Source organism: Taurinivorans muris (genome assembly GCF_025232395.1).
GTDB classification, from domain to species: domain Bacteria; phylum Desulfobacterota; class Desulfovibrionia; order Desulfovibrionales; family Desulfovibrionaceae; genus Taurinivorans; species Taurinivorans muris.
The window spans coordinates 903023-929244 of record NZ_CP065938.1; the positions used below are offsets into that span (position 1 = coordinate 903023).

The 26222-nt window shown below is 43.5% G+C and carries 15 protein-coding genes, 2 tRNA genes, 3 rRNA genes and 1 CRISPR repeat array; of the genes, 7 read left to right on the top strand and 13 right to left on the bottom strand.

Annotated features, from left to right (window positions below; all coding sequences use genetic code 11):
• Nucleotides 1-15: 15 nt before the first annotated feature.
• Together nadA and nadC are read right to left on the bottom strand one after the other, a co-directional pair.
• On the bottom strand, nucleotides 16-1068 hold the full coding sequence (gene nadA / locus JBF11_RS04235; RefSeq protein WP_334316136.1) for a quinolinate synthase NadA: 1053 nt from the start codon (nucleotides 1066-1068) through the stop codon (nucleotides 16-18).
• Between the two features lie 14 nt (nucleotides 1069-1082).
• On the bottom strand, nucleotides 1083-1973 hold the full coding sequence (gene nadC / locus JBF11_RS04240) for a carboxylating nicotinate-nucleotide diphosphorylase (protein ID WP_334316137.1): 891 nt from the start codon (nucleotides 1971-1973) through the stop codon (nucleotides 1083-1085).
• Between the two features lie 159 nt (nucleotides 1974-2132).
• On the opposite strand from nadC, the gene mgtE reads away from it, so the two are divergent.
• The 3 genes from mgtE (at nucleotide 2133) to ahbC (ending at nucleotide 5746) form a co-directional block, all read left to right on the top strand.
• Nucleotides 2133-3608, top strand: coding sequence for a magnesium transporter (mgtE, locus tag JBF11_RS04245; protein ID WP_334316138.1), 1476 nt, complete (start codon nucleotides 2133-2135; stop codon nucleotides 3606-3608).
• Nucleotides 3609-3616: 8 nt separating this feature from the next.
• The gene (locus tag JBF11_RS04250; protein WP_334316139.1) at nucleotides 3617-4462 is read left to right on the top strand and encodes a DUF368 domain-containing protein; all 846 of its coding nucleotides are present in this window, start codon (nucleotides 3617-3619) and stop codon (nucleotides 4460-4462) included.
• 99 nt (nucleotides 4463-4561) lie between these two features.
• A complete protein-coding gene (gene ahbC, locus JBF11_RS04255) occupies nucleotides 4562-5746 on the top strand; it encodes a 12,18-didecarboxysiroheme deacetylase (RefSeq protein ID WP_334316140.1) in 1185 nt (394 codons plus the stop codon).
• A gap of 73 nt (nucleotides 5747-5819) precedes the next feature.
• Here ahbC and JBF11_RS04260 read toward each other — a convergent pair whose 3' ends face one another.
• The 3 genes from JBF11_RS04260 to typA form a co-directional block, all read right to left on the bottom strand.
• On the bottom strand, nucleotides 5820-6083 hold the full coding sequence (locus tag JBF11_RS04260) for a Txe/YoeB family addiction module toxin (protein WP_334316141.1): 264 nt from the start codon (nucleotides 6081-6083) through the stop codon (nucleotides 5820-5822).
• A complete protein-coding gene (locus JBF11_RS04265) occupies nucleotides 6076-6330 on the bottom strand; it encodes a type II toxin-antitoxin system RelB/DinJ family antitoxin (RefSeq protein ID WP_334316142.1) in 255 nt (84 codons plus the stop codon). The genes JBF11_RS04260 and JBF11_RS04265 overlap by 8 nt, the downstream gene beginning before the upstream one ends.
• Before the next feature lie 157 nt (nucleotides 6331-6487).
• Nucleotides 6488-8317, bottom strand: a complete 1830-nt coding sequence (typA, locus tag JBF11_RS04270; RefSeq protein WP_417168627.1) for a translational GTPase TypA — start codon at nucleotides 8315-8317, stop codon at nucleotides 6488-6490.
• A gap of 154 nt (nucleotides 8318-8471) precedes the next feature.
• Between typA and JBF11_RS04275 the strand changes: the two genes are divergently transcribed.
• The 4 genes from JBF11_RS04275 to hypF all read left to right on the top strand — a co-directional run bounded on the left by JBF11_RS04275 (nucleotide 8472) and on the right by hypF (nucleotide 13926).
• Entirely contained in the window at nucleotides 8472-9233 is a 762-nt protein-coding gene (locus tag JBF11_RS04275) for a motility protein A (protein ID WP_334316144.1), read from the top strand.
• Between the two features lie 17 nt (nucleotides 9234-9250).
• Nucleotides 9251-9991 (top strand): OmpA/MotB family protein, encoded by a 741-nt coding sequence (locus tag JBF11_RS04280; protein WP_334316145.1) that lies wholly within the window; start codon nucleotides 9251-9253, stop codon nucleotides 9989-9991.
• 64 nt (nucleotides 9992-10055) lie between these two features.
• On the top strand, nucleotides 10056-11435 hold the full coding sequence (locus JBF11_RS04285) for a hypothetical protein (RefSeq protein ID WP_334316146.1): 1380 nt from the start codon (nucleotides 10056-10058) through the stop codon (nucleotides 11433-11435).
• A 1-nt stretch (nucleotide 11436) separates the two neighbouring features.
• Entirely contained in the window at nucleotides 11437-13926 is a 2490-nt protein-coding gene (hypF, locus tag JBF11_RS04290; protein ID WP_334316147.1) for a carbamoyltransferase HypF, read from the top strand.
• A 12-nt stretch (nucleotides 13927-13938) separates the two neighbouring features.
• Nucleotides 13939-15491: a CRISPR direct-repeat array (repeat unit 36 nt; unit sequence GTTATAGTTGCCTTTCCAATTTAGACATGCTAAAAT).
• A 55-nt stretch (nucleotides 15492-15546) separates the two neighbouring features.
• Here the strand turns inward: hypF and cas2 are convergent.
• The 8 genes from cas2 to JBF11_RS04330 form a co-directional block, all read right to left on the bottom strand.
• The gene (cas2, locus tag JBF11_RS04295) at nucleotides 15547-15852 is read right to left on the bottom strand and encodes a CRISPR-associated endonuclease Cas2 (protein WP_334316148.1); all 306 of its coding nucleotides are present in this window, start codon (nucleotides 15850-15852) and stop codon (nucleotides 15547-15549) included.
• Nucleotides 15853-15885: 33 nt separating this feature from the next.
• Complete coding sequence (cas1, locus tag JBF11_RS04300; RefSeq protein WP_334316149.1) at nucleotides 15886-16773, bottom strand: type II CRISPR-associated endonuclease Cas1; 888 nt, start codon at nucleotides 16771-16773, stop codon at nucleotides 15886-15888.
• Between the two features lies 1 nt (nucleotide 16774).
• Nucleotides 16775-19774, bottom strand: coding sequence for a type II CRISPR RNA-guided endonuclease Cas9 (gene cas9, locus JBF11_RS04305; RefSeq protein WP_334316150.1), 3000 nt, complete (start codon nucleotides 19772-19774; stop codon nucleotides 16775-16777).
• Between the two features lie 853 nt (nucleotides 19775-20627).
• Nucleotides 20628-20742: ribosomal RNA gene (rrf, locus tag JBF11_RS04310) — 5S ribosomal RNA — on the bottom strand.
• A gap of 69 nt (nucleotides 20743-20811) precedes the next feature.
• Nucleotides 20812-23729, bottom strand: a 23S ribosomal RNA gene (locus tag JBF11_RS04315).
• 123 nt (nucleotides 23730-23852) lie between these two features.
• Nucleotides 23853-23928: transfer RNA gene (locus tag JBF11_RS04320), tRNA-Ala, on the bottom strand.
• A 6-nt stretch (nucleotides 23929-23934) separates the two neighbouring features.
• Nucleotides 23935-24011, bottom strand: a tRNA-Ile gene (locus JBF11_RS04325).
• 281 nt (nucleotides 24012-24292) lie between these two features.
• Nucleotides 24293-25838 (bottom strand): 16S ribosomal RNA (locus JBF11_RS04330).
• Together the 16S, 23S and 5S rRNA genes with 2 tRNA genes alongside form the textbook arrangement of a ribosomal RNA operon.
• Nucleotides 25839-26222 lie beyond the last annotated feature (384 nt).

Here is a 26222-nt window from a genome sequence, read left to right on the forward strand (position 1 = left end):
CCTCAATCCATATTCTTATTTCGCACAATGATTAAGCATACGAACAAGAGATTCTTTTGCGTCTTCAACCATAGAGCCGTCAATCTCGACAGGACAAGCCTTATTGGCGGCGATATCTTCCAAAGTCTTATAAAGCAGCCCTTCGGTGATTTTTGCCATATCAGGGCAAAACGCCTCGGCAAACAAAGGTATCACCGTAACGCCGCGTTTTTCATGAACACGGGCCAAACGGTTGACAAGGTTCGCTTCCGTGCCGATAATGAGCACATCGCCTTTTCGGGCTTTTTCCGCAACATCGATCAAATACGAAGTTGAGCCTGCCCCGTCGCACTTCTCAACAATTTCTTGCGGACATTCGGGATGAACATAAATTTTCGCCTGCGGATATTTTTGACGCATGAACGCGATATGTTCCTCTTTAAAAAATTCGTGAATAGGGCAGCAGCCGTCCCAAAAAATAAGCTCCGCCCTGTCAATGGCGTCATAATCCAAATTTCCGCCGTTGTTGCGGACATCCAAAGTATGGCGTTTGTCCTGAGCAATACCGAGCATGTTCCCGACATTATTGCCTAAATTCCTATCGGGCAAAAAGAGGACGCTCTCCCCTTGCCCGTATGCCCATTCAAGCATTTTTTTGGCGTTGGAGGAAGTGCAGACAGCTCCGCCATGCTTGCCCACGATAGCTTTTACAGCCAAGGATGTGTTGACATACGCCAAAGGCACGATTTTTTTTCCATGGGCTGAAATTTTTTCTATGACAACATCCAAAGCTTGTGCCGGCACCATTTCAGCCATGAGGCAGGAAGCGCCCATATCGGGCAGATAGACCTTCTGTTCCGGTTTCGCCAAAAGCTTTGCGGATTCCGCCATGAAATGCACACCGCAAAAAACGATATGCTCCGCGTCAATTCCGTCCATCATTTGGGCAAGCTGCAGGGAATCACCTGCCAAATCAACGTGCCGCATAATTTCATCCTGTTGATAATGATGTCCCATAATCACAAGCGACGGACCGAATTTCTGTTTCAATGCTTCTATTTTATCAGCATAAAGAGATAACGTTTTCATTTTCTCTCCATAAATTATTTTAAACGGTTAACACGTAAGCTGAAATCCGCGATAGGCGCAGAATGGGTGATACTGCCGACAGAAATAAAATCCGCAGGACGTTCCTTGCTTGACAGAGCCAAAGAACGGATAGTTTTCAAGTTCACCCCGCCGCTGATTTCCGCCTCGATATTTTCGGGAATAAGCGGCAAGTTTTCGGAAAGCGCCGCAATATCCATATTGTCAAGCAAAATTCTTTGCGGCACAACACGCACAGCTTCCAAAACTTCGGCTTTGTCACGGCATTCCACAATGATAGGAGGGCAATTTGCTCCGTATTCGCGGCGAAGTTTTTCCACGGCCTGCGTTATCGAGCCTGCCGCATCCACATGGTTATTTTTTATCATGAGCATATCCTCCAAAGACATGCGGTGATTTTCAGCCCCTGCCGCGCGCACGGCATATTTATCCAAATACCTGTGCCCCGGAAGCGTTTTACGGGTATCCAGCAATCTTACCCCCGTCCCTTCCAATTCTTTCAAATACAACTTCGTACTGTTTGCGATACCGCTTAACCTTGTGATGAAATTCAAGATAATACGTTCCGCTTTTAAAAGCAAAGCCGTATGCATTTCAAATTCCGCGGCAATTTCATTGTCTTTTAAATATGAGCCCTCCGCCGCTTTCAAAGCATAGAGCTTTTCCGGTTCGCGTATGCCAAGTTCTTCCAATATGGCGGGAATTAAAACCAAACCGACAACAAAGGTGTCCTGACGGGCGATAAGTTTTCCATAAGCCATGTCATGGCTGTCAAAAATACCGTTGGAAGTTAAATCCTGTCCGTCCTCGTCAAGCGCCAATCTGATAATTCTTCTGACAAAATCGGTCTGTTTCCGCCCAAAAATTTTATTTAACCGCTCTGACACCGCAAACTCCATAAAAAATCATTTCCAAAATTCAAACTTGCCCCAATTTTGTTTTAGTGATAAACAAAAACACACTTGCATATGATATTGGTTATTTAAAATACGGCGTTTTAGTTTTAGCGTCAAGTAATTCCTTTTTTGTCTTGTAAGGAGGTATGTATGCCACAAAATAATGAAAATCGCGTATTGAATGCACATAGTTCCGAGCAGGCAGAAAATCGAATTTTAAACCAAGACAAAGAAACCGAAAAAGAAAAGCAAGAAGAAACGCAAACCATTTCCGAACAAGAACAAGACAACGTTTCCTATCTCGACGAAGACGGAAAAATTGTCGATTTTGATCCCTGCAATCCCGAATATCTGGATAACGACCTCGTTCACCCTGCCGACCGTGCGGAGCTTATGGAATCGCTCCCCCTTGAAAAACAGCTTTGCATGATCACCCACATGGACACGGAAGACGCGGCGGAAGCCCTTGCGGAACTTGACGAAAGCCATGCAAAGGACGTTATTGAAAATTTGGACGCGGAAGACGCCGCCCGTATTCTTTCCGCCATGGACCCCGATGACGCCGTCGACGTTCTGGACGAAGTGGACGAAGATCACCGCGATGTCCTTTTGAACAACCTCACCCCCGAAGACGCCATGGAACTGAGGGCGCTGCTGACCTTTGACCCGGACACGGCGGCAGGGGTAATGAACACGGAGATCATCACGGTCCCCTCCGACATCAATGTAGACCAAGCAATCCAGCATATACGCATTGAACTGGAAGACAAGGATATGCCTTATTATGTTTATGTCGTCGACCATTTGGATAAGCTTATCGGAATCATTTCATTGCGCGAACTTATGCTTTCAAAACAGCACACGCCCATGCGGGATTTGCTTTCCGACAAAAAAGACGTTATCACCGTGCAGTTCGACACCGATAAATCGGAAGTTGCGAAAATACTTTCACACTATAACTTCCTCGCTTTGCCTGTTGTGGACCGGGAGGGGCACTTGATGGGCGCGGTAACCCACGATGACGTTATTGATATCATCCAGGACGACGCCAGCTCCGATTTGCTCGGTATGATGGGCGCAGGTCAGGATGAAGACATCAACACCCCATGGTATGAATCCGTCAAAATCCGCTTGCCGTGGCTTTTTATCAATATGCTCAATTCCTCAATCTCCGCATATATCGTTTATTTATTTGAAGGAACTATCGCCCAAATGGCTTTTTTGGCTGTTCTCATGCCCATGGTGGCAAATCAGGCGGGAAATACGGGGCAGCAAGCCCTTGCCGTCATGATCAGGCAGCTTGCGACGGAAAAATTCGACAATAAAAAATCTTGGAACGCGGTTTTTCGTGAGGGAAAGATCGGTTTTGCCACGGGATTTATTGTTTCTTTCATTGCCATTTGCGTTGTTTCTTTAATCAGCAATAATGTATTTTTAGGCGCGGTTATGGGCTGTTCCCTTTTATTGGATATGTTTTTAGGCGCCATTGCAGGCGGTTCCATTCCCCTTATTTTACGGGCTTTAGGTCGTGACCCCGCACAAGCTTCAAGCATTTTCCTAACCGCCCTCACAGACGGAGCCGGATTTTTCATTTTTCTGAGCTTCGCAACCCTGCTTCTTTTATAAGGATACCGATGAACGCACTCATTCGTTATTTTTTATGCGGTTTTCTCATGGGAATTGCCGATACCATCCCCGGAGTTTCAGGCGGAACAATCGCATTCATTACCGGCATATACGGAAAACTTCTTGATACGATAAAGTCCGTTGACAAGGAGTTTTTCAAACTTCTTTTCACACTGCAAATAAAAAAAGCCTTCATGAAAATTCCGTGGAGTTTCGCCCTGCCCCTTTTGCTCGGCATCGGGTCGGCTGTCTTCCTGTTCGCCCGTATCATGGTCGCGCTTCTTGAAACATATGCCGATATTGTTTGGGCGTTCTTTTTCGGGCTTATTCTTTCATCGCTGTTTATCCTTCTTGCGGAAATAAAGAAAAAAAATCCCCATAAACTTATTTCCGTCCTTTGCTTTTTTGCAGGAGGGCTTTTCGCCCTTTGGCTCGGCTTCGCAACGCCCCTTTCCCTTGAAACAAGTTATCCCGTTGTTTTTTTCTCCGGTTTTATTGCGATATGCGCCATGATCCTGCCCGGAATTTCCGGAGCGTTCATTTTGGTTTTGATCGGGCAATACCACAATATTTTGCACGCCGTCACAACCCTTGATTTCCCTGTCATTCTTCTTTTTCTTCTGGGCTGCGTCTGCGGAATATTCAGCTTTGCGCATGTTCTTGGCGCCTGTCTGAATAAATTTTATCATGCAACGCTCTCTTTCCTTTCCGGAATTTTGGCAGGTTCGCTCGTTACGCTTTTTCCGTTTCAAAGCAATCAGGATTTTTCTTATGCCCTGCTCTTGCTGGCGCTTGTTTTTGCCGGATTCATCATACCGATAACCATCCATATCTTAGGAAAAAAACATTCCTAACACAAACATGGATAAGCAAGAATATTGCTTGCAAATTATTGCCTTGTGCTATATTCTGTTTTAAATTTTTTATTGTTCAACACAAGAAAAGGAAGATATATGATAGGTATTTCAAAGTTATACTGTGACCAAGTCGAACCCTCTGACGCTCTTCGCTACGGCAGGCATTCCGGAAAGCTTCCCTCCCATCTGCTGCAATTTTCCGCTGACAAAAAGCCTGTTGTTGTCTGGAATATGACGCAGCGCTGCAATTTGAAATGCGTCCACTGCTACGCCCATGCTCTTGAAGAAAACGGCACAGACCCCATATCCACGGAACAAGCTAAAACAATGATTGACGATTTGGCTCAATTCGGAGCGCCGGTCATGCTCTTTTCCGGAGGCGAGCCTTTAGTCCGCAAGGATTTGCCCGAACTTGCGAAATACGCGACAAACAAAGGCATGCGGGCTGTGATTTCCACCAACGGAACGCTCATTGACAGAAATATGGCAAAAATCTTGAAAGATGTCGGACTTTCTTATGTGGGTGTTTCTCTGGACGGCGGAGAAGAGGTGCACGACGCGTTCCGCGGCGTGAAAGGAGCTTACAAAAAAGCCTTGGAAGGACTTGATTATTGCCGTGAAGAAGGTATCAAAGTCGGCTTGCGTTTTACCATAAACAAACGCAATGCGGCGGAAGTTCCCAAAATTTTCACCCTCATGAAAGAACGTGACATTCCACGAGTCTGCTTTTATCATTTGGTTTATTCCGGACGCGGCAGTGAATTGATTAAAGAAGATTTAACCCACCAGGAAACCCGCGACATGCTGGATCTCATCATGGATAAGACCCGTGAACTCTATGACCAGGGCTATCAAAAAGAAGTGCTGACCGTCGATAACCATGCGGACGGTCCGTACCTTTGGATGCGTCTGCAAAAAGAAGATCCGAAACGGGCTGAAGAAGTTTTCGAACTTTTGCAATTCAACGAAGGCAACAGCTCAGGACGGGGTTTCGCCTGCATTTCTTGGGACGGCAAAGTCAGCGCCGACCAATTTTGGCGCCACCATGTTTTTGGAAATGTTCTTGAAAGACCTTTCTCCGAAATTTGGGTCGATCCCAATATTGAACTTTTACACCAGCTCAAAGATAAACGTCCCCATGTGAAAGGGCGCTGTGCAAAATGCAAATTCCTCAATATCTGCGGCGGCAACTTCCGTGCAAGAGCGGAAGCCGTCCATGGCGACGTGTGGGCTGAAGACCCCGCTTGCTACCTCACAGATGAAGAAATCGGCATTAAATAGCTTTCATGCAATTCAAAAAAACATAAAAGCCCGCTTATCACAAACGGGCTTTTTATTTCATTGCCGATACATATTATTTATCACGATAATGCGACCCGCATTGAATAATTTGAATGTTATTATTAAAAATTCTATACACTATTCTATTTTTTTGATCAATGCGTCTACTCCAATATTCGGACAAATCCCCCGATAATCTTTCAGGCTTGCCAATTCCCTTGTATTGATTGCGGTCTATATCTTTAATCAATTCAAGTATTCTTTTTAAAGTTTTTTTATCTTGTTCTTGCCAATATAAAAAATCTTCCCAAGCATCATCAGACCAAGATTTAATCATGAATTACCTCATGCACTGTTCCCCCGTTTTCTTCCATTTCCCGCATGGACTTACGCAAACGTGCCATATTTTTTTCACTGTAAAAAGGGTCTGCTGAAATTTCAAAAGGGATCCGTTGTTCTTTCACAACTGTTGTTGCAAAAATAGAAATTGCGGTTGTCATATTCATACCAACATTTTTACAAAACTCTTCAAAATCTTTTTTTAATTGGCTGTCTATACGAATGCTTATCGTGCTTTGTTCCATATGAACTCCTTTTCATATAAATAATACGTTAACAATACATTGTCAACATATTGTACTATTATTTCGCCTGCCTTTAAATCAATAATGAAAATTCCCCGCAAAAAAGCCCGCTTATCACAAACGGGCTTTTTAAAACAATCAAAACAAACTGTTAAACTTATATTCTCTTTCTGCCGCCGCCCATAGCGTAACGCTTTTGCGCACTGAGTTCCGTTTTGCGTATGCGCAAGGATTCCGGAGTCACTTCCAAAACTTCGTCTTCGCGCAGGAAGTGCAAAGCATGTTCCAGCGTCATAGGACGAACTGGCGTCAAAATAATATTTTCATCTTTGTTTGCCGCGCGCATGTTGGTTAATTTCTTCTCTTTTGTCGGGTTCACATCAATATCGTTATCCTTGTTGTGTTCCCCGATAACCATTCCTTCGTAAACCGGGTCGCCGGGAACAATAAAAAGCGTTCCGCGCGGTTCCAAATTGTATAAAGCATAGGCAACGGCATTGCCTGCGCGGTCAGCGATAAGCGAACCGGTCAAACGGGAGACGAAATCGCCGCGGTATTCCTCATAACCGCTCATTGTGGAGTTCATGATGCCTGTGCCTCTGGTATCGGTTAAAAACTCGTCACGATAGCCGATGAGCCCCCGCGCGGGCACGGAAAATGTCAGACGTACCCGCCCTGTTCCATGGTTGACGCAGTTGGACATACGCCCTTTCCTGAAAGAGAGTTTTTCAGTCACAACGCCCATAAAGTTTTCATCGCAATCAATATGCACTTCTTCAATAGGTTCGTAAACAACCCCGTTTTCCTCATGCATAATGACTTCAGGACGTCCGACGGTCAGCTCGAACCCTTCGCGTCGCATAGTTTCCACAATGATAGCCATTTGAAACTCGCCGCGTCCTTTCACAATGAAACTGTCCCTGTCTTCCGTATCCTCGACGCGGATAGACACATTTCGCAAAGCTTCCTTTTCAAGTCGTTCCTTTATTCTGCGGGATTGAACGATTTTTCCCTCACGCCCCGCAAGCGGGGAGCTGTTGATGGAAAAATTCATAACCACGGTCGGCTCGTCAACATGGATACGGGGCAAAGCAACCGGATTGTCTTTCGTGCAGATGGTATCGCCGATTGTCGCGTCTTCAATGCCCGCCATAACGATAATGTCACCGGGTTCGGCGCTTTCCACGTCGATCATCTGCTTGCCTTGGTATACCTGCAATTTGGTGGCACGCAAATTTTTAGGCGTGCCGTCGCTCCCGATACAAACCAAACTTTCCTTGCCGTGCACCCTGCCGTTTTTTATTCTGCCCACAGCAAGGCGGCCCAAATAATCGGAATAATCAAGATCCGTCACAAGCATTTGAAAAGGCAGCTCATCATCATAACTTGGTCCCGGAATATATTTTAAAATTGTTTCAAACAAAGGACTAAGGTTTTCGGATTTATCTCCGATATTATACATAGCGACACCTTCACGCCCGATAGCATAAAGAACAGGAAATTCCAACTGCTCATCGCTGGCGTCAAGGTCGATGAAAAGCTCATAGAGTTCATTGAGGACTTCTTCCGGACGGGCATCTTTTCTGTCAATTTTATTGATAACGCCAATAACGGGAAGTTTCAGGGCAAGAGCTTTGCGAAGCACGAAACGGGTTTGCGGGAGAGGGCCTTCTGAGGAATCAACCAAAAGAACAACCCCATCGACCATGGATAAAGCCCGTTCCACTTCTCCGCCAAAATCGGCGTGCCCCGGGGTGTCGATAATGTTGATACGCACACCGTTCCAAGAAACGGCACAGTTTTTTGCGGCAATGGTGATGCCCCGTTCACGTTCAAGTTCCATACTGTCCATCATACGGTCGTCAAGTTGTTGGTCAGCGCGGAATAAGCCGCTTTGACGGAATAAACCGTCAACCAAAGTGGTTTTGCCATGGTCAACGTGGGCAATGATAGCGATATTGCGGATAGCATTATTTCTTGTAATCACAAAATCTTCCTTGTGTGTATGAGAATATGCGGACATACTCTTTTTTATAGTTTAAAAAGCACTGGACTTTTTTAACTAGTACGTTTATTAAATAAGTGCAAATGGTTTTTACGCACCATTTTCATTTTAAGCAATAGTTAACTGGTGAAAAAATATGGATTTAGCCACTCTAATAGGTATTGTAGCAGGATTCGGGCTTGTAGGCGCAACCATCGCCATGGGTCCGGACCCCGGCGGATTTATTGATATTCCTAGTGTTCTCATCGTTCTTGGGGGTACTTTCGCAGCTACGCTTATCTGTTTCCCGTTTGAAGAATTTTTGCAGGCGTTCAAAGCCGCAAGCAAAACATTCACAAGCAAAAGAACTATGCCCGAAGAAGTTGTCGACGTTATGGTGCAAATCGCTGAAATCAGCCGCCGTGAAGGGATATTGGCTCTCGAACGCGTTGAAACGAACAATCCGCTTCTCAAAAAAGCCATGCAGCTCATCGCCGACAACGCCGACCCTGAACTTATCCACAGCACCGTGGTCATCGAGATTTCCTCCATGCAGAAACGGCATGGCATCAATATCGGCGTATTCAATAAAATGGCTGCCCTCGCTCCCGCCATGGGAATGTTGGGTACGCTTATCGGTCTTATCCAAATGCTCAGCCAATTAAGCGACCCGTCAGCCCTCGGTCCCGCTATGGCTGTTGCTTTGATCACAACATTGTACGGTACCATTTTAGCAAACTTCATTTTTTCACCCCTCGCCACCAAACTGAAATCAAGAAGCACACAGGAAAGCATGAACCTATCCATTATTTTCGAAGGTGCAAAATCCATTCTTGAAAACAACAACCCCCGTTTGGTATACGAAAAATTATCATCATTCCTTGCTCCTTCTGTAAGAAAGCATGAAGAAGACAAGTAAGATCAAGAGAATAACGTATGAGCAACATTCCTGAACCAGAACCGGAAGAACCTGAAGACACCTCGTGGCTTGCGACCTACGGGGACATGGTTACCCTACTGCTTGTATTCTTCGTACTGCTTGTATCCATGTCAACTGTCGAAGTAAAACGTTTCCAAAGCGTTTTCGGGTCTATGCGCATGGCTTTCGGAGGGCTTACCGCAAGTGAAATCGCAGGCGGGCAAATGCAGGCGAACATCAATAACCAATCCCAGCAATCAGTCCAAGATCTGATGCGTATCCGCCAAGAATTGCTCAAAAACCAGGAAAACGTTTTCAACGCGATTCAAAGCTATTTATCCAAAAAAAATGTTGAAGGCGAAGTCGGAGCCGTTCTTGACGAGGGAACAATCACCCTAACCATCGGCGACAGCCTTCTTTTCGCCCCCGGTTCCGAAGAACTCAGCCCGGAAGCGGACGAACAACTGAAAACGGTTCTCGATGTCATCGAATCCAACCGGGAAATGACTGTCAACATCAAAGGATACACGGACGACAGCGCCATTCCGGAAGGCGCCAGATTTAAAAACAACTGGGAATTATCGGCACTGCGGGCTGTTAATGTCTTGCGTTGGCTTGTGGAACATGGTATAGACCCTTTAAGAGTTACTGCAACAGGCATGGGAGATTTAAACCCCCGTTTTCCGAACGATTCACCAGAAAATCGCGCAAAAAACCGCCGAGTTGAATTTTGCCTTGAAAGACAAGTCTTAAAATAGCAAACCGCGAGAACATGATATGGCTAAAAAAGGCTTTTCAATAAAATATGAGCAAACAACAGATATGCCATTAAAAATCTCGCCCAAGAATACTTGGGTCAAGATCAATACTTTTGACACCCCTTGCCGGCTTCTTGAAATCTCCACACAAAGTTTAAATATTGAAATAAAAAATTTGCCCGAAGCTTCAACAATGCAGGCGGGAAATAATATCAAAATACAAGTATTGAACGCTTCCGGCGAAGATCCCCTGGTACTCCATGTGACTATTTTTCATATCAATGATACGGAATGCCTTTGCCAAGTCCCGCTCTATGTTGACAGTGAACAAATCCTTTTGGATAAAATCGTTCTTGAAATCCAAAAAAATGAAATCGGCGACAAACATTTTTCCAGCTTTGCACGCAATAATGACAATTCGGACAATGCAGCGGAACAAAATTACAATGTCGCGACATCAGATGAAGACATAGCCTCCATCCTCAACAACCTTGTCGCCATGCTTCCCAATGAAACAAAAGACAGCGAAGAGGAAAAAGTTGTTGCGCACTCCATAAACAATATCCCGAAATCTTCTTTCACGTATCAGCAACAGCCTAATTTCGCAAGGCTTTTTGAAACCGCAGACGATGACGATTACAATATTGACAAAGAAAAAACAGAGCATGACTCCGACAAAGAAGAAAATCTCGAAGACGGAACGTTGCAAGCCGAAATTCCCAGTGTCAACCCATTAACGCTTTTGCGGTATTCCATTGTCAATAAGTTTTTGCTTGACGGTTTGAAAGATCCCTATCCGAATGAAACAAAAAAACTGGAAGAACACAATATAGATATTTCCGATGCCAATAAAACCGAAGCAGTAAAAGATGTGGCCAAAAATTTAAAAATGCCGCAAAAAACGCATAAAAAGAAAAAAGCGCAGCATAAACCCGCCAATGACATTTCCAATTTCCTGCCGACCAATCTTATTACGGAAATGAACACCCCCGGATTTATGGCAAGTATCGAACGCACAAATGAATACGATTACAACCTCACCAACAATAAAAAAAGAGAGGTCGACAAAGATGCCGCCTTTGACGAATATTACGAGTTTTCTTCAGAATTGCCCCCGGAACTCATTTTTGCGCTTATGGAAGACGCCAGAAAGAAAAAAGAAGAATATGAAGGCTTGGACTCAAAATATCAAACGGATGAATTCAGTTTCACCATGGTTGACGAAGACGATTATGAAGGTGACGAAAACGAAGATTCCGTTTTGGGAAAATTTGACAAACTCCTTGAAAACAAAAGAAACATTCAGTTTAACGTGAATAATGACCCGGATTATATTGCAATGACCGATGAGGAAAAAGACGAAGCCTTTATTGAAAAACTGAACAATCAAAACCAAGACCAAAACGGCGAAGAAAAAACGTTCAATTTCAAACTCGATATTTAATATGCAAAAACGCGAGCAACATATTATAAAAGGACAAGTCCAAGGTGTCGGATTTCGTCCTTTTATTTTCAGGCTTGCCCTGGCAAATTCTTTAACCGGCTTTGTGCAAAACACCGCGAAAGGCGTTTTAATTGAAATACAGGGAACAAAGGAACAAATTAACCGATTCAACCTTGATTTCAAACAAAAACTCCCTCCCCTCGCCAAAATTTCCGAACACCAAAAGCAAGAAATCGATCCCCGTGCTTTAGAAAAACAGTTTGAAATCATCCATTCGGAGCAAAGCGGTCATAAAGGGCACAGCGTCCTTGTCAGCCCTGATGTCGCAATATGCGCGGACTGCAAAAACGATATGTTCACCAAAACAAACCGCCGTCATGCTTATGCCTTTACAAATTGCACGTCTTGCGGACCAAGATATACCATAACAAAATCAATCCCATACGACAGACCGGTAACCACCATGGGCTGTTTTCCCCTCTGTGAAGCCTGCCATATCGAATACACCGATCCGCTTGACCGGCGTTTTCACGCCCAGCCCAACGCCTGCGCAGACTGCGGTCCGCATTTATGGCTGAGTGACGGAGAAAAAAATACAAGCCAAAATCCTCCCTATCTTCCTCAAGAGCAAAATATTCTTGCTGAAAACAAACAAGCGCTTCTCCAAACAATTTCTTATCTCAATCAAGGAAAAATCATAGCCGTAAAAGGTTTGGGCGGTTTCCAGCTCGCTTGCGATGCCTTTAACGGCAATGCCGTTGAAGAACTCAGAAAACGAAAAAACAGACCGCATAAAGCTTTCGCCCTCATGGTCAAAGACCTTGAAAGCGCAAAAGAAATCGCCCATATCAATTCCAAAGCGGAAGAACTTCTCACTTCGCCTTCCGCCCCCATTGTGCTTTGCCCTGCCAAAAATTCCGGCTTACCCGAAAACATCGCCCCCGATACGCACAGAATAGGCATCATGCTCGCCTATACCCCTTTGCATTTATTGCTTTTCAGCCCTCAGACCTTAGAGGAAAACACAAAACGGCAAGCTCCGAAAGCCTTGATTATGACTTCCGCCAATCAAGGCGGCAAACCTATCTGCATAAAAAACCGGCAAGCTCTTCGGGATTTACGCGAAATTGCCGATTATTACCTTTTCCATGACAGGGATATTCTTATCCGTGTCGACGATTCCGTTTGCCTCGCCCTTAATGCGGAAGATACTGAACAAGAAACCTTGCCGAACCCAATATTTTTCAGGCGTGCACGAGGCTATGTGCCAAGCCCCGTGCGTTTTCCGGACAACGCAAATTACCTTTCCTCTGTTTTTGCAGCCGGAACATTGTTAAAAAACACCTTCACGTTCACCAAAGGAAACGAAGCCTATCAAAGTCAGCATATCGGCGATTTAGACAACTTGGAAGTTCTCGATTTTTTTGAAGAAACAGCAAAACACCTGCAAAAACTTTTAGAGGTCGAACCGCAAAAAACCGCAACTGACCTGCACCCGGATTTTCCAAGCACCCATCTTGCGGAAGTTTTCAGCCAAACACACAACATAGGATTGGAAAAAGTCCAGCACCATATTTCCCATGCCTATTCTGTTCTTGCCGAACAAAACAAACTTTCGGAACACCCTTATTTCGCCTTGATTTTAGACGGAACGGGCTTAGGCTATGATAAGACGGTTTGGGGCGGAGAAATTTTTTATCTTTTCGCCCGTGAAAAACGCCATTACCGCTTGGCAAGCCTCAGTCCCATTGCCTTAATCGGCGCAGATAAAGCAAATTTTGAGCCATGGCGCATTGCTTTCGCCTATCACAAAAAAGCCCAAGAAAAAGGCTACTTGGCTGAAAACGATATTTTTCCCTTTTATGACAAGCCGGAATATCAAAGCCAACTCAACCAATGCGAACTTATGCTTGAAAAAAATATCAACTGCCCCCTGAGCAGCGGATGCGGACGCCTTTTTGACGCAATTTCCGCTCTCCTTGAAATTTGCACCCAAACAAGTTATGAAGGGCAGGCGGCTATCAAACTTGAAGAATACGCTTTTTCCGGCAAAACAGATACGTTTATAAAAATCCCTCTGCACTGCGACCAAGAAAATAAAAAACTCATTTTGCAGGAAATGCAAGAAAAAAAGCCTGCAAGCAGTTATCAGCCCTATATTGAAATTGATACGGTCTATCTTTATGCGGAACTCTTCAAACTTCTGCAAAAAAATACAAAACGTGCCGATATCGCCCAAATTTTCCATACAAGCCTTACCCATGCTTTAAACGAATGTCTGACTCTGCTGAAAAAAGAATTTTACTTGGCGAATCCCAATTCCTGCAAACTCATTTTCAGCGGGGGCGTATTCAATAATGAAATTCTGCTCCGTTCCCTTTACCGCAAACTTTCTCCAGAGTTTCAAATTCTCTTTCCGCAAAACACACCTCCCGGCGATGCCTGCATAAGCCTCGGTCAAGCCTTCTACACAGCATTGCAGAGAACATAACTATACAACATAAAACAAATTGCCTTTCCAATTTAGACATGCTAAAATTCAGGAAAGAGCTATTTATATAGCTCATCGTTATAGTTGCCTTTCCAATTTAGACATGCTAAAATTTCACCATTAATTAAAATATCACCTGCATTGTTATAGTTGCCTTTCCAATTTAGACATGCTAAAATCTAATACTGATTAATGCCATGTTTCAATCCGTTATAGTTGCCTTTCCAATTTAGACATGCTAAAATTTTTTGCGGTTAAAACGTCTATGGCTTTGGGTTATAGTTGCCTTTCCAATTTAGACATGCTAAAATCCGAACACATGAGGCATTTTCTTCTCGGTGGTTATAGTTGCCTTTCCAATTTAGACATGCTAAAATGGTGGGCATGGGTGTAACATCATTCCACGGGTTATAGTTGCCTTTCCAATTTAGACATGCTAAAATCTGTGACAATTACACTAGAGGATGTGTAACGTTATAGTTGCCTTTCCAATTTAGACATGCTAAAATGCGGGTTATTGGCAACATTATTCAGGTTGCGTTATAGTTGCCTTTCCAATTTAGACATGCTAAAATCCGTAAGGATATACGCTTGGGCATGAGCATGTTATAGTTGCCTTTCCAATTTAGACATGCTAAAATCAATTACCGTTATCAGCTTGGTTTTCAGCGGTTATAGTTGCCTTTCCAATTTAGACATGCTAAAATCTGCCAATTAAAATATTGGTCGCTCTGATAGTTATAGTTGCCTTTCCAATTTAGACATGCTAAAATAAAAACGCAAAGCTTTGAAAAAGCAGATGAGTTATAGTTGCCTTTCCAATTTAGACATGCTAAAATTTGCGGGAAATGAAGAAGACTGCTCCGTACGTTATAGTTGCCTTTCCAATTTAGACATGCTAAAATCGTCAACAGCCGCATCAAGGGCTTCCCTGTGTTATAGTTGCCTTTCCAATTTAGACATGCTAAAATTACTCCTCCAATCAATCCACCAACTACACCGTTATAGTTGCCTTTCCAATTTAGACATGCTAAAATCCCGCCTGCATGATAATATACGCCTTTCATGTTATAGTTGCCTTTCCAATTTAGACATGCTAAAATAACTTTTGAGCGCATAAATTCTGCACCAAGGTTATAGTTGCCTTTCCAATTTAGACATGCTAAAATAGCAGGCTTTGAAAATGCAAACCCTACTATGTTATAGTTGCCTTTCCAATTTAGACATGCTAAAATAGGCTTGTGTGTTTTTGAAAAGCCTGTGCAGTTATAGTTGCCTTTCCAATTTAGACATGCTAAAATTGGATGTTCAGCATTATTTGCATAATACTCGTTATAGTTGCCTTTCCAATTTAGACATGCTAAAATCTGGCATGTTGACATGTTGCGTGGAATATTGTTATAGTTGCCTTTCCAATTTAGACATGCTAAAATATGTACATGTTCCTACGTGTGTCAAACCGAGTTATAGTTGCCTTTCCAATTTAGACATGCTAAAATATCAAAAATACTTTCAATAAAGTTATTCATGTTATAGTTGCCTTTCCAATTTAGACATGCTAAAATCGAATAAGATAATTACTTGAATTAATAAGTAATTATCTTATTTTTTATTAAAAAACTATAACAAAAGCAATTGAATAGCTCCTGTTTTTTCTCCTTTTTTAACAGTTCCGACTAAAATTTCCATGCTTGCATATTGTTTTTCTGTCACAGTTAAAAGGCGAATACTTCCGGTATCGGGCAAAACGGCACGCAACCTGTTGCTATGGGTTTCCACTTCCGCCATGCCCTTGCAAACCCGTGAATATACCGACCATTGCAACATATAATATCCGTCTTGCAATAAAAATTTTCTAAATTCAGCTGCAATTTTCTTATCTTTTTTCGTCACTGTCGGCAGATCAAAAAAAACAATTACACGCATATAACGTTCTCCTTTTACTGCCATATACAAACCTTATTCCAAAAAATACGGCAAAACTAAAACGTTCTTTTTCAATTTTATTGATTTTGCCAGACTTTGACAGGTATATTCAATCGCTTTCAATACAGTGACTTCCGATTCTTCTATCATTATCTGTTTAGTCAATACTCGCACCAATTGATTTTTATACTGCGTATTGATATTTTCAATGCTATTTTCCTGAAAAAGTGTATAAACGCTGAAATCCACAAAAGGACGATACGGCTCGATAATATCATCTGCTAAATTATAGGCATTAAACATATTTGCATGATGAAGTCCAAAGCAAGGCAGCAAACCAACTCCCACCAAGGAACGTGCGATGCAGGCACGAAGAATTGCATAGCCGTAATTTAAAAATACATTTCTCAAATCCTCGTCATTTTTCCGTGAAAAAGACGAAAAAAGCATTTTAAAATAATGATTCGCAGCCGCAGCCTCAATATTTCCTTTATCGCCTGAAACCACTTTTTTGCTGTAAGCAAATAATTTTTCAACACCTTGCCTTTGCAATATTTTCAAACACAGAGCCTGATTTTGAATTTTTACCCGGACAAGTTCCTGCCACAGCCTATTTTGCAATGGCTTCCGCATTTCTATTTGCAGTTTCGCCATATGTGAACTTTGATAATAAGATAAAAAAGGAAAATACGCTCCACAAGGCATATGACTCTCATCACACGAAAAAAGGCAAATACCATGCTTTGCCAACTCTGCCAGCAATATATTATGCACGGTTATCTGCCTGTTTTCCAAAATAAGCACACTGATATCTTCCAAAGGAAAAGAAATTTCCTCTTCTTCCTGCGGAACATATAAAAGCTGTTTATTTTTAATTTTCAACGTACAGGGCTTTGTTATCTGCAATATCCGCCAAGACATATTAAATTCTTTTCTTAGTAGATGTTAAAAATAAACGTTTTTCTTCTTTGATTTCCACATAATCACCAAGCAAACCAACTTGATATTTAATGATTGCATCTTGTGATTTTACTCCGATACTTCTTTGCTTCCAACATCTGTCATGAGCTTCTATTGTTATAGCTGCTGTTGACCTATCAGAGCCTTTATAATACCCAAAATAAATTGTTTCGCCTTTCTGTACTTTTACCAAATCGTCCATGAACAATGAAAATATGAAAGTAAAACTTTCATCAACGACAATCCACTCATCTTCACCCTTACCCGCAACAATGGCTTTATTAGGCAAATTCTTACCTAAGTCGCTCTTATAAATTGGCACAAGATAAAATTCATTTTTACCTTTTTTATTTTTCTTACAAAAAACATCTGTACGAAGCATGTCACTATTTCCTGCAATGCCCCCGCGAACATAAAAACCGGACTTCACATTTTTTGCCTCAAACTGTTTTTTCTTTTCATTCAAAGTATAAATTGTTTCCCCATGAAGTCCGCCTGTCGCCTTTTTGCGCGGCGGACGGGATACGAAAACCTTATCCAAAGCAATAAGCACATCTTCCCTGAAATTGCCCCATGGTTTAGCCATAACATATTTTTTATGCACATGCTCCCTATGCACCAATCCCTCTTTTCGGGATATTTTTGATAATGCCTGCACCATTGACTGCGTTGCACAAGCTATCACTATCGCATCCTGTGCATGGTGCTTGTCACTTTCTGTCCGATTTTTTTCCAATCCCCATTGGTGACGCAAAAATGCCGTTACGTTGCCGCTTCGGACTTGCACTTTGTTTTTTATATTCGTATGCAAACTTTCGCTGAAATCGATGCCGTCCTCTAAATATCGTTTCATATACAAGGCTATGTAACTGTTGTCATTAGCATTTCTTTCCCTAAATTCCAGTTCTTTTTCGTTGAATGTTTCATTCAAAAGTTTTTCTTTTTTGCTTCTATGCAAATTCACATGACTTGACACCCGTCCGATAAATTCCATCCATTTTTCGCTCCCAGCATTATTCTTTCCGATATGCTCAAAAGGCGTCCTGTTGCCCTTCTCTTGGTTTTCAGTGGACAGAACCAAAACTTTGTTGCTGTACGAATTGTCAAAACTGCGTGAATACGGCAAAATATGATCGATTTCGACATAACCGACTTCAAATAAGCGGTTAATATCCATAGGCTTTCCGCTGTATATGCATTTACAGTCTTGTTCAAGATACAAAAGCCATTTTAATATATTTGTTCCGGTTGCTTTATAGCCTTTTTCTTCAATTTGTGTTACCGCGCTTTGATTTTTATTCCTATTTTCTTCTTGCCGTTTACTGATTTCCCTGCGTTCTTCAAAACTTTTCTTCAATTCCCTGCCTGTTTCAAGGTTGATTTGGTCAGGCGTTCCATATTTTCGAGCCAAGGCGTTATAGACCTTTCTGAATTGAGCTACCGTTCTGTTGACGACCGGCACTTTTGTCTGTTTATCTTTATCTATTACTGGAAGAAGCTTTCCTTTTTTCTCAACCAATTTTTCCGAAATTTCTTTAAAATCATACCCTGCGCTTGCACAAGCCTTATCGTATTTTTCTCCTTTTTCAAGATAAGGATTTATTTTATACAAGGCTTTCAAAGACAAATTAATAAACGTATCAAAAGTCAGCGTCAAAAACTGCGCTATTATTTCTTGTGAATAACCCAAATTTTCAAGTTTTTCTTGAATCTCTCTATCTTCTTTTTCCTCTGCAATAATTGTAACAGCCTTATCCAGTTTTTCAATATCATCAAAAATATGAGGTAATGCCTTAAATGCCGATTGCAGCTTATGCCAGCCTTTCATGCTATAAAAAACAGCATTTTCAGGGGCTGCTTGTTTTTCCTCCCCGTTATCATCTATTTTTGATTTCGAACCATACTTTAAGCAAGCAAACTGTATATTCTTATCCTTAAATATCTTTGCAGAAATAACCTTATACTTTATTTCTTTCGTTTTTTTCAATAACTCAAATAAAAGCTGCCGTTCTTCCGCAGTTAAAAACCGCTTTTTATCATCTTCATACACAACAAGATTGTTGATTTTGCTCCATGCTACAAAAAATTCAGCAGTAGGCGCTTCTTTCGGAGCTCTTTTTTCGTCTTTTTCAAAAGTACACCTGCCAACCATATCGCCAACGCTTTTAATCCCACGCTGGCGAAAAGCAATTCTCATGAAATCATCATATAACTCCTGCGTAAAAATTCCATATTCTTTTTGCGTTGCGAAAATCATATTCAATTCTGCTAAAACCTCACTGCGAGGAATGGAATTTCTATAATCAGCTTCAACTTCTTTTTCATTTTTTCCTTTTTTTACTGATACTGTGAAATTACGCTTTTTGCCATTCACACCTGCTTTTTCAACTATAATTTGAGCTAAACTTTTACCCTCTTCTTTTAATGCCATATTCACACGGATAGCAGACAAAACCTTGCCGCTATCCTTATCTTTTTCCTCTTGAGCTTTACGAGCCGATTTAAAACCGCGGTGCTTCGCCAAATGGTATAAAACACGGAGCAGTTCTTCCTTTGAAAGCTTTTCATGCAAAGCTTTTACCCTTAAATCCCAAACATCGCCGCCAAACTGATTTTTGCATATTTCTTCCGTAAACTCTTCAGAATTAGCAACCAAACCCTTTGCGACAAATAATCCACGCAAGCCTTCTTTGCGTCTTGCCTTACGCCTGCATGCCCTGCGAGCCAAACGCTTTTCACGCCTTGCAGCCGCCAGCGAACTGCCATCTTTAGGATTTTCCGCAACCGGAAAACACCGTACCCCGCAGTCAATAATCTTTCCCTGAGCAATTTCAACGCTGCCTTTTGCTTTGTCTGCCAAAATTTCGCCAGTTTCCATATCATAATATTCATTATCAAAATCAACGACTGCCCAACCAATGGAAGCTATCCCCAAATCAAAACCAAAGACGCGTCTTCTCATAAATTCCTCACAAAATTTAACACTTGACTTTTTATACAATATTCTATAAAAAATAACAAGGAATTCTTATTTATTATGTCTAAATTGGAAAGGTAACTATAATAATCGAGAAATTCCGAGTAAGGCTCTAACGATTTCAATTTCGTTATCCGAAAAGCAACTGTTTTTACAGTTGCTTCTTTTTTTGTAATACCAATTCAAAAGTAAAACTGTTTTAATTTCTCTGCCCCTCTGATACCAATAGCATATTGCAATTACGGCAAACAAAAACATCAAAAAAAGCAATTTTTCCAATTCTCATATTACTTACATAAGCATAGAACATGCAAAAAAATTACGCATATAAATCAATATAATAGAAATAGGCATAATACATATGGTAACATATTAAAATAAAAACCAAAAAACGAATTAATGATAAGCTATTTCAGATGAAAGCTGTCATTTATCTATAATATAAAACGACTATTATAGTAATCGATAACATTGCAGAAGCTTTTGATGTAATGTCATCTATGAAAAAGAAAGTTTTCTTGACTGGCTCAAAGAAAGAATAAAAATATAAAGCTCTGCTAGGTCAATGTGACCCAACAGAACTAACTAAATAAATAAATTTAGAAACACGTCTTAATTGCTCCCCCCAAAAGCAAGAAATACAGGTGAGAAAAACGTATCAACTTACAAACCACCCCTATCTCCAAGCAGCCCTTTCATTTGTTTATGAAGGGCTGTTTGGGGATAGGGTTTGGCAAAGCAACTGTTTTATACAGTTGCTTTACATGTCACACAATTTTAAAGCCGCCTGCTTTTTTATGCAGGCGGTTGGGGGATGAAAGGAATTAAATAAAAAAAGGTTTAGCGTCGTCCTACTTTCCCACAATAAAGACTGCAGTATCATCGGCGAAGAAGAGCTTGACTTCCGAGTTCGGAATGGGGTCGGGTATACCCTCTTCTCTATGGACACTAAACCAAATTTGATGCTCAAGCCGTGCGGCGAGCAAAATATATAATTGACAGAAAAAGAAGAAAAGTTTTTGAGAAACAAGACGAACGGACTATTAGTACCGGTCAGCTGAACATATCGCTATGCTTACACCTCCGGCCTATCAACGATGTAGTCTGCATCGGTCCTTCAGGGAAAACTTATCTTAAGGCAGGCTTCCCGCTTAGATGCTTTCAGCGGTTATCCCTTCCGCACATAGCTACCCTGCTGTGCCGTTGGCACGACAACAGGTCCACCAGGGGTGCGTCCATTCCGGTCCTCTCGTACTAGGAACAGGCCCTTTCAATTTTCCTACGCCCACAGAAGATAGGGACCAAACTGTCTCACGACGTTTTAAACCCAGCTCGCGTACCACTTTAAACGGCGAACAGCCGTACCCTTGGGACCTGCTTCAGCCCCAGGATGTGATGAGCCGACATCGAGGTGCCAAACCGCATCGTCGATATGAACTCTTGGATGCGATCAGCCTGTTATCCCCGGCGTACCTTTTATCCAATGAGCGATGGCCCTTCCATACGGGACCACCGGATCACTAACACCTACTTTCGTATCTGTTCGAGATGTCTCTCTTACAGTCAAGCTCCCTTATGCGTTTGCACTCGACGGCTGATTTCCAAACAGCCTGAGGGAACCTTTGTATGCCTCCGTTACTCTTTAGGAGGCGACCGCCCCAGTCAAACTACCCACCAGACACTGTCTGTGAGCCGGATCACGGCATCACGTTAGGACCTTAGACATACAAGGGTGGTATTTCAAGGATGACTCCATACATACTGGCGTACATACTTCAATGTCTCCCACCTATCCTACACATGTAGGCCCAAAATCCAATGTCAAGCTATAGTAAAGGTGCACAGGGTCTTTCCGTCTTTCTGCGGGTACACGGCATTTTCACCGCGACTTCAATTTCACCGAGTTTCTGGCCGAGACAGTGTGGAGATCGTTACGCCATTCGTGCAGGTCGGAACTTACCCGACAAGGAATTTCGCTACCTTAGGACCGTTATAGTTACGGCCGCCGTTTACTGGGGCTTCAATTCGGAGCTTCGCTTGCGCTGACCCCTCCTTTTAACCTTCCAGCACCGGGCAGGCGTCAGTCCGTATACATCGTCTTGCGACTTCGCACAGACCTATGTTTTTAGTAAACAGTCGCCACCACCAATTCACTGCGGCTCTTCAATGCTTCGTCAGAAAAAAACTACACAATAAAGAGCACCCCTTCTTCCGAAGTTACGGGGTTATTTTGCCGAGTTCCTTGGCCAGAATTCTCTCGAGCGCCTTGGATTATTCATCCCACCCACCTGAGTTGGTTTGCAGTACGGTTTCTATGACCTAAACTTAGGAGATTTTCTTGGCAGCATAGACTCAACTACTTCAGAGCATACGCTCACGGACTCGTGTCTCAGACCCGGGATACGGATTTGCCTGTATCCTGCTCCTACACACTTGCACCGGCATCCAACAGCCGGATAGCCTATCTTTCTGCGTCCCTCCATCGCACAATCATAAAAGTACGGGAATATTAACCCGTTTCCCATCAGCTACAGCTCTCGCTCTCGCCTTAGGGGCCGACTAACTCCGGGAAGATTAACTTTACCCGGAAAACCTTGGGTTTTCGGCGAATAGGTTTTTCACCTATTTTATCGTTACTCATGTCAGCATAATCACTTCTCTCTCGTCCAGCATGCCTTACGGCACACCTTCAGCCTGTCAGAGAACGCTCCCCTACCAGAACACTTGCGTGCAATTCAAAGCTTCGGTAACATACTTAGCCCCGTTACATTTTCGGCGCAGAGTCATTAGACCAGTGAGCTATTACGCTTTCTTTAAACGATGGCTGCTTCTAAGCCAACGTCCTGGCTGTCTGAACAACCCCACCACCTTGACCACTGAGTATGTATTTGGAGACCTTAGCTGTTGATCTGGGCTCTTACCCTCTCGACAACGGACCTTAGCACCCGCTGTCTGACTCCCAAGGTAATTCTATACGGTATTCTGAGTTTGATAAGGTTTGGTAATCTGGTAGGACCCCTAGCCTTTTCAGTGCTTTACCTCCGTTAGAAAATCCTTGAGGCTATACCTCAATATATTTCGGGGAGAACCAGCTATCACCGGGTTTGATTGGCCTTTCACCCCTATCCACAAGTCATCAGAAACGTTTTCAGCCGTTGACTGTTCGGTCCTCCACAAGGCTTTACCCTTGCTTCAACCTGCTCATGGATAGATCACCCGGTTTCGGGTCTAATCCGCACAACTCATCCGCCCTTATCAGACTCGGTTTCCCTACGGCTCCGCTTACGCTTAACCTCGCTGTACAGATTAACTCGCTGACTCATTATGCAAAAGGCACCTGGTCACAATCGTAAAATTGCTCCCAGAGCTTGTAAGCAACAGGTTTCAGATTCTATTTCACTCTCCTTACTGGAGTTCTTTTCACCTTTCCCTCACGGTACTGGTTCACTATCGGTCGCTGGTTAGTACTTAGGCTTAGAAGATGGTCCTCCTTGATTCCCACGAGGTTTCACGTGCCTCGCAGTACTCAGGGACTGACTGCACCCCTTTCGGCTTCAAATACGGGACTTTCACCCCCTATGGTGTGGCTTTCCAGCCAGCTTCTTCTACCTACTCAATGATTGCCTCTGTCAGCCCTACAACCCCCATAGGACGAATCCTACAGGTTTGGCCTCTTCCCATTTCGCTCGCCGCTACTTTGGGAGTCTCGTTTGATTTCTTTTCCTCTAGGTACTGAGATGTTTCACTTCCCTAGGTTAGCTCCTGCAACACTATTCATTCATGTTGCGGCAGCCGGACATTACTCCGGCTGGGTTTCCCCATTCAGAAATCGCCGGGTCAATGGATATTTAGCTCCTCACCGACGCTTATCGCAGCTTATCACGTCTTTCATCGCCTTCCAGCGCCAAGGCATCCGCCCGTTGCTCTTAATAACTTGTCTCAAAAAAACTTGTCTTCTTCTTTTTCTGTTCAATTGTCAAAGAACCGTAACTTGCGTTACTGCCGAAACAAATTCGGATAAAAATAATAAGGCTACTTATTCCTTCTGCCAAACTTGTTTCAATGGTGGAGGCGAAGGGAATCGAACCCCCGACCCTCTGCGTGCAAAGCAGATGCTCTCCCAGCTGAGCTACGCCCCCGATTTGTGGTGGGCCTGGAAAGACTTGAACTTTCGACCTCACGCTTATCAGGCGTGCGCTCTAACCACCTGAGCTACAGGCCCTTTTTTGCTCGCTTTTTTTGTCTTATACCGCGTCAGTCTCGTTTCTCTCTCGGTCATGTATGTCTTGATACACTCCCTCGAGATAAACTCAACTTCCTTGTCTAAAACAAAAACAGCTTCACAAAAGCTTGCCTTAACCTACAAATTATCTTGAATGACAAAATAACTTGCCCTTGCTAAAGCACCCTACAGCTTTCACGTGTGGTCTGTTCTGTAAGGTTTCATACAATCCGCAAAGATACCCTTGCGTATCGTAATTGAAGAACGAATGGAATGCTCTTAAAGGAGGTGATCCAGCCGCAGGTTCCCCTACGGCTACCTTGTTACGACTTCACCCCAATCATCGGGCCTACCGTAGACGATTGCCTCATTGCTGTTAGCTCATCGGCTTCGGGTAAAACCAACTTTCGTGGTGTGACGGGCGGTGTGTACAAGGCCCGGGAACGCATTCACCCCAGCATGCTGATCTGGAATTACTAGCGATTCCGACTTCATGGAGTCGAGTTGCAGACTCCAATCCGAACTGAGATGCATTTTTTGGGATTAGCCTGACCTCGCGGTTTCGCAACCCTTTGTATGCACCATTGTAGTACGTGTGTAGCCCCAGGCGTAAGGGCCATGATGACTTGACGTCGTCCCCACCTTCCTCTCCGTTAACCGAAGCGGTCTCCCTAGAGTGCCCAGCTTCACCTGCTGGCAACTAAGGACAGGGGTTGCGCTCGTTGCGGGACTTAACCCAACACCTCACGGCACGAGCTGACGACAGCCATGCAGCACCTGTCTTAGGGTTCTCCGAAGAGCACCCCAACATCTCTGTTAGGTTCCCTAGATGTCAAGCCTGGGTAAGGTTCTTCGCGTTGCATCGAATTAAACCACATACTCCACCGCTTGTGCGGGCCCCCGTCAATTTCTTTGAGTTTCAGCCTTGCGACCGTACTCCCCAGGCGGGATACTTAACGCGTTAGCTACGGCACAGAAAAATACTCCCCTGCACCTAGTATCCATCGTTTACAGCGTGGACTACCAGGGTATCTAATCCTGTTTGCTACCCACGCTTTCGCTCCTCAGCGTCAGTTATGTGCCAGATAGTCGCCTTCGCCACTGATGTTCCTCCAGATATCTACGGATTTCACTCCTACACCTGGAATTCCACTATCCTCTCACACACTCCAGTTTGCCAGTTTCAAAGGCAGTTCCCACGTTGAGCGCGGGGATTTCACCCTTGACTTGACATACCGCCTACGAGCGCTTTACGCCCAGTAATTCCGATTAACGCTCGCACCCTCCGTATTACCGCGGCTGCTGGCACGGAGTTAGCCGGTGCTTCCTTTGCAGGTACCGTCAATTCACTGCTGATTAGCACAGTGACCGTTCTTCCCTGCTGACAGAGGTTTACGATCCGAAGACCTTCATCCCTCACGCGGCGTCGCTGCGTCAGGCTTTCGCCCATTGCGCAATATTCCCCACTGCTGCCTCCCGTAGGAGTCTGGACCGTGTTCCAGTTCCAGTGTGACTGATCATCCTCTCAGACCAGTTAACCATCGTCGCCTTGGTAGGCCTTTACCCCACCAACTAGCTAATGGTACGCGGACTCATCGGAAAGCAACAGCATATGCAGAGGCCGTCTTTCCCACATACGTTTATATGTAGTGTATCCGGTATTAGCAACCGTTTCCAGCTGTTATTCCGAACTTCCCGGTAGATTATCCACGCGTTACTCACCCGTGCGCCACTTTACTCATACCCGAAGGTACTTTCACGTTCGACTTGCATGTGTAAGGCACGCCGCCAGCGTTCAATCTGAGCCAGAATCAAACTCTCCAGTTAAAAAATATGATTCCGTCTGAATTACAATAATTCAAACAATTGAACTCAAAGCTCTTTATTTTATTCCATTTCGCTCTTCAATTGTCAATGACCCGTCCCAACCGACCTACGCCGCCGGAACCATTCTTCGGCCAACCTGCATGGTATCGGCCCGCACAACCCCGAAAAACTCAAAAACAAAAGTCCGTATCCCTAAACCGCTTCCACGGTTTGCAAACCCGGAATTTCTCCGCTCCCTGCCGGACCGGCAAAGAACCGTTCTGAAATTTCTCTCAGTCGCGAAGTGCGTTTATGCACTATTTCATTCCCGCTGTCAAGAACTTTTTTTCAAAATTTTTAATATTTTTTCAAAATGCCCTTTATTCCTTGAAATCCCTCAAAAAA

Coding starts and splice junctions, on each gene's coding strand:
- JBF11_RS04285 (WP_334316146.1), top strand. CDS start 10,056: ATGCCATTAAAAATCTCGCCCAAGAATACTTGGGTCAAGATCAATACT.
- ahbC (WP_334316140.1), top strand. CDS start 4,562: ATGATAGGTATTTCAAAGTTATACTGTGACCAAGTCGAACCCTCTGAC.
- JBF11_RS04250 (WP_334316139.1), top strand. CDS start 3,617: ATGAACGCACTCATTCGTTATTTTTTATGCGGTTTTCTCATGGGAATT.
- JBF11_RS04275 (WP_334316144.1), top strand. CDS start 8,472: ATGGATTTAGCCACTCTAATAGGTATTGTAGCAGGATTCGGGCTTGTA.
- cas1 (WP_334316149.1), bottom strand. CDS start 16,773: ATGTCTTGGCGGATATTGCAGATAACAAAGCCCTGTACGTTGAAAATT.
- JBF11_RS04265 (WP_334316142.1), bottom strand. CDS start 6,330: ATGGAACAAAGCACGATAAGCATTCGTATAGACAGCCAATTAAAAAAA.
- cas2 (WP_334316148.1), bottom strand. CDS start 15,852: ATGCGTGTAATTGTTTTTTTTGATCTGCCGACAGTGACGAAAAAAGAT.
- nadA (WP_334316136.1), bottom strand. CDS start 1,068: ATGAAAACGTTATCTCTTTATGCTGATAAAATAGAAGCATTGAAACAG.
- mgtE (WP_334316138.1), top strand. CDS start 2,133: ATGCCACAAAATAATGAAAATCGCGTATTGAATGCACATAGTTCCGAG.
- cas9 (WP_334316150.1), bottom strand. CDS start 19,774: ATGAGAAGACGCGTCTTTGGTTTTGATTTGGGGATAGCTTCCATTGGT.
- JBF11_RS04260 (WP_334316141.1), bottom strand. CDS start 6,083: ATGATTAAATCTTGGTCTGATGATGCTTGGGAAGATTTTTTATATTGG.
- hypF (WP_334316147.1), top strand. CDS start 11,437: ATGCAAAAACGCGAGCAACATATTATAAAAGGACAAGTCCAAGGTGTC.
- JBF11_RS04280 (WP_334316145.1), top strand. CDS start 9,251: ATGAGCAACATTCCTGAACCAGAACCGGAAGAACCTGAAGACACCTCG.